General features: G+C 45.0%; 12 protein-coding genes, 1 pseudogene and 1 other annotated feature. Of the genes and pseudogenes, 9 read left to right on the top strand and 4 right to left on the bottom strand.

Annotated elements, in window-relative coordinates; translation table 11 throughout:
* Positions 1-23 precede the first annotated feature (23 nt).
* Positions 24-1298, top strand: coding sequence for an adenylosuccinate synthase (locus NCY57_RS07575; RefSeq protein ID WP_022426147.1), 1275 nt, complete (start codon positions 24-26; stop codon positions 1296-1298).
* 134 nt (positions 1299-1432) lie between these two features.
* Positions 1433-2254 (top strand): HAD-IA family hydrolase, encoded by an 822-nt coding sequence (locus NCY57_RS07580; RefSeq protein WP_015527102.1) that lies wholly within the window; start codon positions 1433-1435, stop codon positions 2252-2254.
* Positions 2255-2388: 134 nt separating this feature from the next.
* Here NCY57_RS07580 and NCY57_RS07585 read toward each other — a convergent pair whose 3' ends face one another.
* The 3 genes and pseudogenes from NCY57_RS07585 to NCY57_RS07595 form a co-directional block, all read right to left on the bottom strand.
* A complete protein-coding gene (locus NCY57_RS07585) occupies positions 2389-2946 on the bottom strand; it encodes a helix-turn-helix domain-containing protein (RefSeq protein WP_173739604.1) in 558 nt (185 codons plus the stop codon).
* Positions 2947-3291: 345 nt separating this feature from the next.
* Positions 3292-3579, bottom strand: coding sequence for a hypothetical protein (locus tag NCY57_RS07590; protein ID WP_173739603.1), 288 nt, complete (start codon positions 3577-3579; stop codon positions 3292-3294).
* A 217-nt stretch (positions 3580-3796) separates the two neighbouring features.
* Positions 3797-4874 (bottom strand): annotated as a pseudogene (locus NCY57_RS07595) (IS1380 family transposase); the annotation flags it as partial.
* A 431-nt stretch (positions 4875-5305) separates the two neighbouring features.
* On the opposite strand from NCY57_RS07595, the gene NCY57_RS07600 reads away from it, so the two are divergent.
* The 3 genes from NCY57_RS07600 to thrS all read left to right on the top strand — a co-directional run bounded on the left by NCY57_RS07600 (position 5306) and on the right by thrS (position 8680).
* On the top strand, positions 5306-5815 hold the full coding sequence (locus NCY57_RS07600; protein WP_021652360.1) for an SEC-C metal-binding domain-containing protein: 510 nt from the start codon (positions 5306-5308) through the stop codon (positions 5813-5815).
* Positions 5815-6297 carry a YdcF family protein gene (locus NCY57_RS07605; RefSeq protein ID WP_092071306.1) on the top strand — a complete coding sequence of 161 codons (483 nt, stop codon included), beginning with the start codon at positions 5815-5817 and terminating at the stop codon, positions 6295-6297. The genes NCY57_RS07600 and NCY57_RS07605 overlap by 1 nt, the downstream gene beginning before the upstream one ends.
* Positions 6298-6718: 421 nt before the next feature.
* Complete coding sequence (thrS, locus tag NCY57_RS07610) at positions 6719-8680, top strand: threonine--tRNA ligase (RefSeq protein ID WP_173760379.1); 1962 nt, start codon at positions 6719-6721, stop codon at positions 8678-8680.
* Positions 8681-8806: 126 nt separating this feature from the next.
* Here thrS and NCY57_RS07615 read toward each other — a convergent pair whose 3' ends face one another.
* The gene (locus NCY57_RS07615; RefSeq protein ID WP_173759128.1) at positions 8807-9673 is read right to left on the bottom strand and encodes a shikimate dehydrogenase; all 867 of its coding nucleotides are present in this window, start codon (positions 9671-9673) and stop codon (positions 8807-8809) included.
* A gap of 296 nt (positions 9674-9969) precedes the next feature.
* Here NCY57_RS07615 and NCY57_RS07620 point away from each other — a divergent pair, with 296 nt between their 5' ends.
* The 4 genes from NCY57_RS07620 (at position 9970) to proS (ending at position 14639) form a co-directional block, all read left to right on the top strand.
* Positions 9970-10821, top strand: coding sequence for a sigma-E processing peptidase SpoIIGA (locus NCY57_RS07620; RefSeq protein ID WP_059085399.1), 852 nt, complete (start codon positions 9970-9972; stop codon positions 10819-10821).
* Between the two features lie 67 nt (positions 10822-10888).
* On the top strand, positions 10889-11563 hold the full coding sequence (gene sigE, locus NCY57_RS07625) for an RNA polymerase sporulation sigma factor SigE (protein WP_235812409.1): 675 nt from the start codon (positions 10889-10891) through the stop codon (positions 11561-11563).
* Positions 11556-12602, top strand: a complete 1047-nt coding sequence (locus NCY57_RS07630; RefSeq protein WP_330638982.1) for an HD domain-containing protein — start codon at positions 11556-11558, stop codon at positions 12600-12602. The genes sigE and NCY57_RS07630 overlap by 8 nt, the downstream gene beginning before the upstream one ends.
* Before the next feature lie 230 nt (positions 12603-12832).
* Positions 12833-13042: a binding site (T-box leader), on the top strand.
* Positions 13043-13199: 157 nt separating this feature from the next.
* The gene (gene proS, locus NCY57_RS07635; protein WP_015527114.1) at positions 13200-14639 is read left to right on the top strand and encodes a proline--tRNA ligase; all 1440 of its coding nucleotides are present in this window, start codon (positions 13200-13202) and stop codon (positions 14637-14639) included.
* The last annotated feature ends 114 nt before the right edge of the window (positions 14640-14753 follow it).

Genomic DNA, 14753 nt, shown 5'->3' on the forward strand with positions numbered 1-14753 from the left:
AAGACACAAGGAGGAACTGTGTTATGGTAACTGCAGTAGTAGGAGCAAACTGGGGAGATGAAGGTAAAGGCAAGATCACAGATATGCTTGCTGAGAAAGCCGATATCATCGTAAGATTTCAGGGTGGAGCCAATGCGGGCCACACCATCGTAAATGATTACGGTAAATTCGCACTTCATACACTTCCGTCAGGTGTGTTTTACGGACATACGACCAGTGTCATCGGAAACGGTGTTGCACTGAACATTCCGGTATTCTTCAAGGAGTACAACGAAGTAGTAGGCCGTGGAGTACCGGCACCGAAGATCCTGATCTCCAACAGAGCACAGATGGTAATGTCTTACCACATTCTGTTCGATCAGTATGAAGAGGAGCGTCTTGGAGGCAAGGCTTTCGGTTCCACAAAATCCGGAATCGCTCCGTTCTATTCTGACAAATATGCAAAGATCGGCTTCCAGGTAAGTGAGCTTTTTGATGAGGAAGCACTGAAAGAGAAGGTTGTACGTATCTGCGAGACCAAGAACGTAACACTTGAGCATCTCTATCATAAGCCTCTTCTGAAACCGGAAGACATCATGAATGAGCTGATGGAATACAAGAAGATGGTTGAGCCATACGTATGCGACGTATCTCTCTATCTCTGGAATGCACTGAAAGAGGGAAAACAGGTTCTTCTTGAGGGACAGCTCGGAACTCTGAAAGACCCGGATCACGGAATCTATCCGATGGTTACATCCTCTTCCACACTGGCTGCTTATGGTGCTATCGGTGCAGGCCTGCCTCCATATGAGATCAAGAAGGTCGTAACCGTATGCAAAGCTTACTCCAGTGCAGTTGGAGCAGGTGCATTCGTTTCTGAAATCTTCGGCGAGGAAGCAGATGAGCTGAGAAAACGTGGCGGTGACGGTGGTGAGTTCGGTGCTACTACAGGCCGTCCGAGACGTATGGGATGGTTCGACTGTGTTGCATCCAAATACGGATGCCGTCTCCAGGGAGCTACAGACGTTGCTTTTACAGTACTGGATGTTCTGGGATATCTGGATGAGATCCCGGTTTGCACAGGCTATGAGATCGACGGAGAGGTGACAACAGAATTCCCGACAACTGTGCAGCTTGAGAAAGCAAAACCGGTTATTGAGAAGCTTCCGGGATGGAAATGCGATATCCGTGGAATCAAAAAATATGAGGATCTTCCGGAGAACTGCAGAAAATATGTAGAGTTCGTAGAAAAACATATTGGATTCCCGATCACAATGATCTCTAACGGACCAGGAAGAAACGACATCATTTACAGATAATTATTTTTACAGTATCAGGATTATGACAACAGGAAGCGCCGGGGAAGAATTTCTCCGGCGCCCTTTTGTTTCAAAGAGATATTCAGTTAAAATAACAGATAGAATAGCGGATGTATCATGTGAAAGGAAGCTCAATGAAAAATTTTAAAAGAATCGCGGCACTTGCAGGTGTTGTCATATTACTTCTTATATTCTGCCTTCCAATGGCATTTGCCTGGGGAAGCAGTGAAAACGCCCAGGCTTTGTTCCGGGGGGCTTTTGCGGCAGCAGTTCTGGTACCGATCGTAGCGTATGTTTTCTGGATGGCGTACCGGATCTGGGGAAATAAGAAGCCGAGAGAGGATGAAAACCGTATGATCGAGAATATTATTTTTGATGTGGGAAATGTGCTGATGGGCTATGACTGGGAAGAGTATCTTCGGAGCTATGACTTCCCGGAAGAAAAGTATCAGAAAATCGCAGATGCAGTATTTCGAAACCCGATCTGGGAGGAACAGGACCGTGGACAGCATGAGGAGTCCTGGTATGTAGATAAATTTGTGGAAAGTGCACCGGAATATGAAGCAGATATTCGTGAGGTGGTACGACGTGATCCGGAGTGTATGCATCTGTATGATTATGCGGAAACCTGGGTGAAATATCTCAAAAATCAGGGATATCATCTCTATGTCCTTTCCAACTACGGAACTTATATGCTGGATCGTACAAAGCAGGATATGTCTTTTCTGAAATATATGGATGGAGTGGTATTTTCCTGTGATGTGCAGCAGATCAAGCCTGAGGTGGATATTTACAAAACACTTCTGAAGCGTTACAGCCTGAAACCGGAGAAATCGGTATTTCTGGATGATCGTGCCGTGAACTGTGAGGGAGCCGGAAAAGCCGGTATCCATACCATCCAGTTTGAGAATCTGAAGCAGGCGGCGAAAGCGCTTGAGAAGCTTGGTGTGAAATGACCTTCAGTGTGAAAAGAGAAACGCAGAGGGCCTGCACCATCGCGAAGCCCTCTGCATTCTAAAGGGGAGGATATAATAAGTATCTCCCGGAACGGCATCTGTTATACAGAAAATATATAAGATCTTGTAATCTTTTATTCCCTGTTCTTCTTCCGGTATTCACCGGGAGTCATTCCATATGTTTTTTTAAAAGTACGCATGAAATGCTCCGGACTTTCATACCCTACAAGTTCACAGATCGCAAGATTGCTGAGAGAGGTTTCACGCAGAGCATGACATGCCTGGTTCAGCTTGATATCTCGGATGATCTGTAAAAATGTCCGTCCGGTACTTTCCTTGATCAGGGTACTGAAGTGGGAAGTACTATAGCCAAAATGCTTCGCAGCTTCACGTAAGGTAACGCTCTGGTAGTGACGGTTCAGGTAGTTGAGGATTTCCGTTACAGAATTTCCGGTGCTGTCCTTTGTAAGGATGGATTCAATATCATTTTCGTGAAAACGCAGCAGCATGGCCCAGAACATGACTAGCATGGAGTTGAGAAAGGTGCAGCTGTATTTGGCGTGGCCTAGATATTCGATATAGAGATTTTCCAGCATGTCATGGATCTGTGCATCATTTCCACTGTGAAAGATCAGATAATTTCCCACGGTCTTGCGGTACAGCACATGGGCAGTTACTGCTAACGGTAACAAAAGCTCATGGGTACCCTGGCAAATACTTCCTGTACAATATAAGCATACTTTTGGCTATGAAATGCTTTTAAACATAGTGGGTATTTTAGATCCCGGTATGCTGTTTCCTGTGACCATCTGAGATGGTAGAGTTCTTTTAAGTGATCCATATCAAAATCCTTTTTTTACAAGGAAATTCCTTAAGTAAATGACATTGGGAGTGAACAGTAACTCTGAAACAGTTAAGACAGGCGGAAAATCCGCCTGCTCTTGACATGCAGATTTGCACCTGTTGTATATAAAGAGCAAGGGCAAAAAGCTCTGTGAAAGAACTTTTCACCCTTCATTATCATAGAAGAATCTTATTTACAGACTTTTTCTCACAGTCTCTCTGTAGTTTACTATTGCTTTTTGGGCAGCATCAAAATCCTTTTCTAGTACATAAATACATGTTGTTTCATTCTTATGATCAATTCCCGATGCAAAAGTATGATAAAAAATCAAGAAAAAAAGATTATTGAGAAATGTTGCTTTTTTCAATCTGGTTTCATAAGGAATATTATTTTCATTCAACGCTTGTGTTAACCGCACAAGATGATCCATATTATCAGTTTCACATAATTTAATTTTCCCATTATCCTGAATATACTTCATAAAACCACCTCCGTGCTATATGTACATATATAAGAATAAATAATTTCCTGAATCCGTGAAATTCATCCTTTAAGTGAACCAACCTGCCAAGGGCAAGTTGGTTCCATGATAAAAATATACTTCCCTGTCTATTTTCAATACTAATGTCGTGACTCCAAGCGCTCATTGTGCAAAAAAAGGTACACGAAATAAGCCTACTATAAAATTGCTTTGTTACTTATGCGTTTGTGACAGCATATTTCTGACAGATATCAGAAAATATATGCCGCCAGACGTTGCTTTTTCCAAGGCCGATTATCAACTGGCGTGCATGCATGGTTACATGGCTTGCCATCATGATCAGGCTGCTGATAACTGTGCGTAAACGACGGCGTTTAACATCCCTCTTCTGACAAGGTGTTCGTCCTCCAATTGTGCCCTGACCGATCATACGGAGAATGTTATATGCGATCATCCCCAATTCGAGTATCAGTGCATTGGTCGTGAACTTTCCAGATGGAAGTCGCTCCAGATCCATGTCAGTTTTTACCTCACTATGAAACTGCTCGCATTCTCCATGGGCATGATACAGACGGATGATTTCCTCATCCGGGTCACCAAGGTTTGTCCACCAGGTTTCAACTTCAACATCGGGAACCAGATTGAACTGACCATATTTATCAATGGTTCGTTCCGTAATCTCGTAGCCGGTACGGAGTGTAAACTCTTTATTGAACTGCTTATTGGTAACGGTTTTCCAGTCACTGCCTATATAAACAGTTTTTCCATCTCTGGGGCTGTTTATATTCTGGCAGTACTGCTTTGCCATTTCAAACCAATCATCCGTGCTTTCCCGGCGAAGGTTCCGCTTGATAATAAAAAAGCAGCCTGCATCCATCAGAACAGCAACAGTGTCGATGGAGTCATTGCCGGAATCAAGGCGAATCAACAGCGGCTTATCTGTCAGTTTGTGGCAAAGCGTTATTGTTTCCTGCGGAAATTCAACCGTCCCCTTCTGACAATGCTGTTTTCCTTCACGGAGTTCGAAATTGATGGTGTACCCCTCTGTATCTATATATGCCATCATAGGCGCATAGCCGTCACCCCTTTGTAGGTTCGTGAAACACCTTCCTTTTTGGATTTCGAATTATCCATAGGTGTCACATCGATATCTACCGGAACAAGACCATTTGCAAGAGCTGTCGGTTGTATTTTGTTTGTAAGGAGCATCTCAACATTCTGCCCATGCAAAGCATTCCAAGGTAAGTGAGTACAATATCACCGTTCTTAATCTGATGCTGAGACCGGTTGGGTGAATAATGATATTGAACAACAGAGTATCGCAAAATCTTGAAATTATAGGATTTAAGGAGCCTGTGAAGAAATCAACTTCACGGATTCAGGGAAGATATAAAAGTGGAGCTGCATAGAGCAGTTCTAAACTGATTTAATTTTAGCAAAGAAGGTGATGCCTGCCAAGAGGAAAACACAAATTTATGCACATTTTTTTAGAGAGGGAATCCGTGTAATCATTCAATGTGGATAACTTTCCTAAATTTATAAGAAATGTGTAAATATGTGAAATCACAAAATGGGTAGGCTATAAAATAAATTTACCTTTCAAAACTGATATGAAACAGATGTATTTGATTTCTTCGCCAAAAGATGATATAATAAATAGAAATTGCGAAGCGGAATATAAATCTCCGTCTTATTTATCTAAAATTTTGGAAAAGAGGATCAGACAATGAGCGATATGACAATTCTTGAGCAGTGGCGTTCCATTGCTTATAATCAGAATGCAGATAAGAATAAGCTTCAGCGCTTCTGGGCAAATTATTTTAACATTGAGAAGAATATTTATGAGCAGCTTCTTGAGAACCCGGATGAGATCGTTTCCGGAACTGTAAAAGAGCTTGCTGAGAAATACGGTCAGGACGTTATGACTATGGTTGGGTTCCTTGACGGAATCAATGACAGTCTGAAGGTTCCGAACCCGATCGAGACTATGGATGAGGATACCAAGGTAAACCTTGCATTTGATAAAGAGGCACTCTATAAGAACATGGTAGATGCCAAGGCTGACTGGCTTTACAACCTTCCTCAGTGGGACAAGATCTTCACAGAAGAGAAAAAGAAAACCCTCTACATGGAGCAGAAGAAATCCGGCACAGTTGTGAAACCGCACAAGGTCGGAAGAAACGATCCGTGCCCATGCGGAAGCGGCAAGAAATACAAACACTGCTGCGGAAGATAATGAGCGTAAAGAAGAATCTGGATTACATTATCGTGTTAGGTGCCCATGTGGACGGAACACGGATGACACTTGCCCTTCTGGAACGAGCCAGAAGGGCCCTTCTTTATCTTGAAGAAAATCCGGGTACGAAGGCAGTGCTCTCCGGAGGAAAAGGCGATGGAGAAAACATTTCCGAGGCAGAGGCCATGTATCGTTATCTTACCGGTCACGGAATAGACGGGGACAGACTGATAAGGGAAGAGGAATCTACCAGTACGAAAGAGAATTTGGAATTCAGCTGCAGAAAGATCGGAACCACAGACTGTTCCGTAGGCGTGGTGACGAACAATTTTCATGTATGGAGAGGAGCAGCCATTGCAAGAAAATGTGGATTCCGGGAAGTGGCCATGGTACCTTCCAGGTATCGAAGCTGGCGTCTTTTTATCTACATTCCCCGTGAGATTCTGGCCATTATTAAAGACAAACTCATGGGAAATCTGTAGATCTGTGCGAGAAGAGAAATCTCAAAAATTTTGTCAACATGCGTTGACAAATAAAAATACTGCGCTTATAATGAACCACAGAAAAAGAAATAAAAAACACGTTGACGAGACGAGTAAGCTGTGAAACGTTACAGAGAGAGATGTGAAGTGCTGGAAACATCTTATCGGGAAACAGCCGAAGACTACCTCCGAGTGGCCCCAATCCGGTCCGGTGATTCCGTTATCATCATAATTAAGAGGCTTTGCATCCTGGCATGACTGGGCAGCAGAGCAAGCAGGGTGGAACCGCGAGAATGAATGAACTCGTCCCTTACAGTATGTGATGTACTGTGAGGGATTTTTTTATTGCAGAATCTCTTGCAAAAGCAGACACATACTGTGTACCATAGAAACTTCATTTAAAATGAAAGGAGAAACAACAATGATCATTACATTAAAAGACGGCTCAAAAAAAGAATATGCAGAAGCAAAAGCTGTGATCGATATCGCATATGACATCAGCGAAGGCCTTGCACGTGCTGCATGTGCAGGAGAAGTAAACGGAGAAGTCGTAGATCTTCGTACAGTTCTTGACAGCGACTGTGAGCTGAATATCCTTACAGCGAAAGACGAGAAGGGCCTTGCAGTTCTCCGTCATACAGCATCTCACGTAATGGCACAGGCTGTACAGAACTTATACCCGGAGGCAAAGGTTGCCATCGGACCATCCATTGATACAGGCTTTTACTATGATTTCGACCACGAGCCATTTTCACGTGAGGATCTTGACGCCATTGAGAAAGAGATGAAAAAGATCATCAAAAAAGGCGCAAAGATCGAGCGTTTTACAAAATCCCGTGAGGATGCCATCGCATACTTTAAAGAGAAAAATGAGCCATACAAGGTTGAGCTGATCGAGGATCTTCCGGAGGGAGAAGAGATTTCCTTCTATTCACAGGGAGACTGGATAGACCTCTGTGCAGGCCCGCACCTGATGAGTGTAAAAGGCATCAAGGCATTCAAGCTTCTTTCTTCTTCCAGCGCATACTGGAGAGGCAGTGAGAAAAATGCAATGCTCACACGTATCTATGGAACAGCCTATGCTACAAAGGATGAGCTGAAAGAGCATCTGGAGCAGATGGAAGAAGCAAAGAGACGTGACCATAACAAGCTTGGCCGTGAGATGAAGATCTTCACAACTGTAGATGTGATCGGACAGGGACTTCCGCTTATCATGCCAAACGGTGTGATCATGATGCAGGAGCTTCAGCGCTGGATCGAGGATGAGGAGACAAAGCGTGGATATGTAAGAACAAAAACTCCTCTTATGGCAAAGAGCGATCTCTACAAGATCTCCGGACACTGGGATCATTACAAAGATGGTATGTTCGTACTTGGTGATGAGGAGAAGGACAAAGAGGTTTATGCACTTCGTCCGATGACATGTCCGTTCCAGTACTATGTATACAAAGCAGAGCAGCACAGCTACCGTGATCTGCCGATCCGTCTCGGCGAGACCTCCACACTGTTCCGTAATGAGGATTCCGGAGAGATGCATGGCCTGACACGAGTTCGTCAGTTTACTATTTCCGAGGGACATCTGATCGTAAGACCGGACCAGATGGTAAAAGAGTTCAAAGACTGTATCGCACTTGCCCAGTACTGTCTGCAGGTACTTGGTGTTGAGGAAGATGTAACCTATCATCTTTCCAAATGGGATCCGACAAACAAAGAGAAATACATCGGTGAGCCGGAGGTATGGGAAGAGACAGAAGGCCATATCCGCCAGATGCTTGAGGAACTGAACATTCCATTCACAGAGGATGTGGGCGAGGCTGCTTTCTACGGACCGAAGGTTGATATCAACGCAAAGAACGTATACGGAAAAGAAGACACCATGATCACGATCCAGTGGGATGCACTTCTTGCAGAGCAGTTTGATATGTACTATATCGATGAGAATGGCGACAAACAGCGTCCGTACATCATCCACCGTACATCCATGGGATGCTATGAGAGAACACTGGCATGGCTCATTGAGAAATACGCAGGAATGTTCCCGACATGGCTCTGCCCGGAGCAGGTTCGTGTGATCCCGATCTCCGAGAAATATAACGATTATGCACAGAAGGTTGAAGCTCAGATGAGAGAAGCTGGAATCCGCTGCTCTGTGGACGGACGTTCCGAGAAGATGGGATACAAGATCCGTGAGGCACGTCTTGAGAGAGTACCTTACATGCTTATCGTTGGTGCAAAAGAGGAAGAAGAGGGTAAGGTTTCCGTAAGAAGCCGCTATCTTGGCGATGAGGGAATGAAAGAGCTTGGTGAGTTCATTGACTTCATCAAAGAAGAGATCAAGAACAAAACGATCCGTAAGATCGAGGTTCAGGAAGAGAAGAAATAAACAAAACAGATGATTGACGGATAAATAAAAGGCGACCCGTGTGATAGGCGGGCCGCCTTTATTTTTGATCCGGCAATATTGAGACCACGCTGTGATGCGGAGGCGGTCAGTATTGCCGGATATTTTTTATTTAAAATATTTCTCCCTGACGAGTTCAACCGGCATGTCCAGTCCGGTCCAGATGTGGAAAGCCTTTACACCCTGGTGGAGCAGCATGTACATTCCGTTAAAGGTCGGACATCCGGCTTCCCGGGCTTCCCTGAGAAGTCTTGTTTCTCTTGGCTCATATACAACATCGGCTACGGTAAGTTCCGGATGGAACAGAGTCTTGTCCGGGATCACGGTGCCTGTCACATCCGGAACCATTCCCACAGAAGTTGCATTGATGAGGAGATTGCTTTCCTCCAGTGCGTCCTTCAGCGCAGTGTGATCATCCATCTCATGAAGGATCATCTCACATTCTGTCATATGAGATATTTTTTCTGCCATGGCAGCAGCACGTTCCCAGTAACGGCTGGTAGGACGTGCAAAAACATGGATCTTTTTTGCACCCTCCAGGGCGGACTGGCCGCAGATTGCCATTCCGGCACCGCCGACGCCCATAACGGTGATGGTGCGTCCTTTTACATCACAGCCGGCATCTCTGGCAGACTGGGTAAATCCATAACCATCAGTATTAAACCCCTTTAATTTTCCATTGTCGTTGCGTACGGTATTTACCGCTCCGATCAGCTGGGCAGTGGGAGAAAGCTCGTCCAGAAGCTCCACGATCTTATTCTTGTTTGGCATGGTCAGGTTAAAGCCCTTGATCCCACAGGCTTTCAGTCCTTCCACAGCCTGGGGAAGGGTCTCCTCTGTTACATCAAAACAGAGATACACATAATCAAGTCCAAGATAACGGAATGCCTCATTGTGCATTAAAGGTGATACGCTGTGTGCCACGGGGCTTCCCAGAAGGCCGGTAAGCCCGGTATGTCCGGTAATATTGATCATTGTTCGATTCCCTCCTGTATCTCATATAATAGAATTTCTTTACGAAATATAATAAAAATATTTTAGCACTATAAAGTGCGAAAATCAACAAATACAAATATTGTACGGAAATTTATACATTTTTGTCGCTGATTCATAGAAAAAATCTATAAATGTCGAGGCAGACAGAAACGACCCGATAAGTTAGAAGAATCGACATCCGGATTTGACAAAATATGCAAAGAGCCTGCCCTATAATAAATACACTTACCAAAGTTGAGAATCGATGGTAGACGAAACAGCAGTGGGGGAAGCTTATGTATCAGAGGATATACATAGATATCGTTTTTATGACGAATTTCCTTATGGATTACATGCTTTTAAGACTTGTGGGAAAATTTCTGCATCTTGACGGGAAACGCAGAAGATGTGTGATATCCGCTGCCTTTGGATCTTTTGTATCCTGCCTGCTTGTATGTGCACCTTTTAAGATCATTTTTCCTGCCGCTGTACTGATCCATGGCGGCTGCGCTTTTTTTATGGCGTCGTTTGCTTTTCGACTGAAAAAAGGCGGCCTTCTTGTAAAAACCATTCTGGCTCTGTATTTCACAGCTTTTGTGGTTGGCGGGATCTATCAGGCACTGGAAACGGAAAGGACCATGACGGTGAAAATATTTCTGCTTTTTCTGGCAGGGATTTATGGCACACTTTATACTCTGGGATGTGTGACCGAGACCTTCCGGTTTGGAAGAAGAAATATTTTTCCGGTCACTTTGAAATATCAGGGGAAACTGCAGCAGACATACGGCTTTTATGATACCGGAAATCTCCTTATGGATCCTGTGAAAAAACAGCCGGTATCGATCATCAAACAGGAACTTTTGGGAAGCCTGATATCGAAAGAGCAGGTGAAAAAACTGATGGATATTAAAGATAAACCAGAGGCACTGGAAAATACAGGATTTGTCAGTCTGCAGCCGCATTTTCTGAGCTGTCATACCGCAGATGGAAAAAAAGGACTGCTGCTGGCAGTGATCCTTGATGAACTTCTGATCCAGACTCCCGAAAGGGTGGTACATGTAGGAAAACCGGTGCTTGCCATAACATCCGAGCCCTCAGCTTTGGGAGAAGAGTACGAGATACTTTTGAATTCCAGACTATTAAATTGAGAAGGGGGCTTATGTTATGAACAGAGCAGCTGCAAGATCCTATCCGTTTCAGGTAATCCGGAAATTTATGTTCAATCGTCCGGGAGAGGTTTTTTATATTGGTGGAAATGATATCCTTCCGGCGCCGTTGTCAGCGGAACGGGAGGCTGAAGTGATCGAAATGCTGGGAACAGAAAAGGAAAAAGAGGGAAAGTCGGTTCTGATCGAGCATAATCTACGGCTGGTGGTTTATATTGCAAAGAAATTTGATAATACAGGGGTAGGTGTGGAGGATCTGATCTCCATCGGAACCATAGGGCTCATAAAGGCTATCAATACCTTTGATCCGGTAAAAAATATCAAGCTTGCCACCTATGCATCACGATGTATCGAAAATGAGATCCTGATGTATCTGAGGAGAAACAGCAAAACAAAGATGGAGGTTTCCATTGATGAGCCGCTGAATGTGGACTGGGATGGAAATGAGCTGCTGCTTTCGGATATCCTGGGAACGGATGACGATGTGATCTCCAGACGTCTGGAAGATGAGGTGGAGATCGCACTTCTTGGAAAAGCCATCAGCAAACTGACAAAGCGGGAACAGATGATCATCCGTCTGCGATTCGGTATCGGAAACCGGGAAGGAAGCGAGAAAACACAGAAGGAGGTAGCGGATCTTTTAGGAATTTCGCAATCCTACATTTCCCGCCTGGAAAAGCGGATCATGAAGCGGCTGCGGAAAGAAATCGTAAAGTATGAATAGAAGAAACCGCAAATGGCTCCGTGATGTGGAGGCAGACCAGACAGAGGAGGGCGGTGTTGCCCATGTTGTTCCGGATATCATTTCCGGAAACGAAGGGTATAATTGGCTCCTTGAGCAGGGAAGGCATTCGGCAGCAGCGAGAAGATTTAAAATTCCGGGAAATACAGTAGAATTTGTCAGAGACCTTCGATATAATAAATACAGAGTGTTTACAGAACTACGGAATGAACAAAAGAAGAAGGGGTGTGGCAGAATGATCGACATTGCGCATGCAAAACAGGAATTCGAAAAATATCTGGATGAATACGACCGGGAGGATGAACAGATCTGTCTGAAGATCGTACATACCTATGGTGTGGTGAAATACGCAGGAGAGATCGCCAGAAAAATGGAATGTTCCGGTGAAGATGTGGAACTTGCGGAGCTGATCGGTCTGCTTCATGATATAGGCCGTTTTGAGCAGATCCGTAGATTTCACAGCTTTGAGCCGGGAACCATGGATCATGCTGTGTTCGGTGCAGAACTTCTCTTCGGGGAGGAGAAGCTGATCCGGCGTTTTGTGGAGGATGATAAATTTGATGAGCTGATCGATGCAGCAATTCGGAAGCACAGTGATTTCAAACTGGAAGGAATCCACGATGCAAGAACACTTTTCCATGCAAAACTGATACGAGATGCCGATAAGCTGGATAACTGCAGAGTAAAGCTGGAGGCGTCTGTTGAAGCCATGCTGGGAGTCTCTGAGAAAGCTGCAGGAGAAGGGCTGATCTCACCGGCAGTGTGGGAGTCCTGTCTCAGAAGAGAATCCGTGTTATCCGCAGACAGACATGTGCCGGTGGATTACTGGGTATCTTATCTTGCACAGTATTATGATATTAATTTTCCTGAGACCTGTGAGATCATCGAAGAAGAGGATTATATCACCAGGATCGCAGGCCGGCTGACGTACCAGGAACAGGATACCAGAACTAAGCTCCATATTCTCACAGAAGATCTGAACAGGTATCTGGAGATGCCGGCTGTGTCTGTGAAGGAATAGGAGCATAGCAGTTACTGTTCACTGGCAATGTCCCGCGAGGTGTTTTTTGTGAGCGAAGGTCACAGAAAACCCGAGACATACCGCGCGAATTTATGCGATTAGCATAAATTCTGTGCATCGCGAAGCGTGTTACTGAGAACGGAGTGAGCAGTAACTCATAGCAGAGAGACTTGTTATATTTTTTTGTTTGGGGTTGACTTTGAGGTGGTTTTCGCCTAAAATATATCAAAGATACGGCGATGATGAGAATAGTACACAGGGAATTATCTCAGAGAGGGATCTGCTTTGGTGGAAGGATCCTGTGCGTGAACTGTGGAACCGGCCTCGGAGCTCTGCGTGATTGAAGCGTGGCGTGTGTTTCCGGCGTTAACGGGTGTTGAGAGAACAGCTTTTCAGGCTGTTAACTGGGGTGGTACCGCCGAAGTCATTCGGTCCCTTGTGAGGGATTTGGATGGCTTATTTTTTGTCCGTAAAACAGGATTGTAAATACAGTGTACGGTTTATAGGACAGAAGAGTAAGCTGGAAGGATTCCGGATTGCTGTGGCTGCCTGACAGCCGGCAATATGTAACAGATCACAAGAAAAAGGAGATTTATCATGGCAAAAGAAAAGAAATTAGTACAGGCCATCACATCTATGGATGAGGATTTTGCTCAGTGGTATACAGACGTTGTTAAGAAGGCTGAGCTCTGTGGCTATACAAGTGTTAAGGGTTGTATGGCGATCAAACCTGCAGGTTATGCGATCTGGGAGAATATCCAGCATGAGCTTGACCGCAGATTTAAAGAAACCGGTGTAGAGAACGTTTACATGCCGATCTTTATCCCGGAGTCTCTTCTTGATAAAGAGAAAGATCATGTAGAAGGTTTTGCTCCGGAGGTTGCATGGGTGACTCATGGCGGCCTTGATCCGCTGCAGGAGAGACTTTGCGTGCGTCCGACTTCTGAGACTCTGTTCTGCGATTTCTACCAGAAAGAGATCCAGTCCCACAGAGATCTTCCAAAGGTATATAATCAGTGGTGTTCCGTTGTCCGTTGGGAAAAGACAACACGTCCCTTCCTTCGTTCCAGAGAGTTCCTGTGGCAGGAGGGACATACTGCTCATGCAACAGCTGAGGAAGCGGAGCAGCGTACCATCCAGATGCTGAACATCTATGCAGACTTCTGCGAGGAAGTTCTTGCGATTCCGGTCATCAAAGGCCAGAAGACAGACAAGGAGAAATTTGCAGGTGCTGAGGCTACTTATACCATCGAATCTCTGATGCACGACGGCAAGGCTCTCCAGTCCGGTACAAGCCATAACTTTGGAGATGGCTTTGCCAAAGCATTCGGAATCCAGTACACAGATAAAGATAACACACTGAAATATGTTCACCAGACATCCTGGGGAATGACAACCCGTATGATCGGTGCGATCATCATGGTTCACGGTGATAACAGCGGACTTGTTCTTCCTCCGAGGATCGCTCCGGTACAGACTGTGATCATCCCGATCCAGCAGCGTAAAGAAGGTGTTATGGAGAAGGCTGACGAGCTTCTTGCAGCACTGAAGGCAGCAGGTATCCGTGCAAAGGTTGACGCGACAGACAAGAGCCCGGGATTCAAGTTTGCTGAGCAGGAGATGCGTGGTATCCCGCTTCGTGTGGAATGTGGACCGAAGGATATCGAGAACGGTCAGGCAGTTCTCTGCAGAAGAGATACCCGTGAGAAATATACAGTATCCTTCGAGGAGCTTGCAGATAAGGTAAAAGAGCTTCTGGATACCATTCAGCATGATATGCTGGAGCGCGCACGTGCACACAGAGAGGCACATACTTACGTAGCAAAGAATTATGAGGAGTTCGGTGAGATCATCAACAGCAAACCGGGATTCATCAAAGCTATGTGGTGCGGTGATCGTGCATGTGAAGACAAGATCAAGGAAGATTTCCAGGCAACATCCAGATGTATGCCGTTTGAGCAGGAGCAGTTAAGCGACGTTTGCGTATGCTGCGGAAAACCGGCTAAGAAAATGGTTTACTGGGGACGTGCATACTAAAAAATACAGCAGGCCACTTCAAAAAAGTGGGATGATCATATTGCGTTACTGTTCACTGGTAATGTCCCGCGAGGTGTTTTGTGTGAGCGAAGGTCACAGAAAACCCGAGACATA

It is taken from the genome of Blautia sp. MB18-30, from assembly GCF_023669475.1.
GTDB lineage: Bacteria > Bacillota > Clostridia > Lachnospirales > Lachnospiraceae > Blautia_A > Blautia_A fusiformis.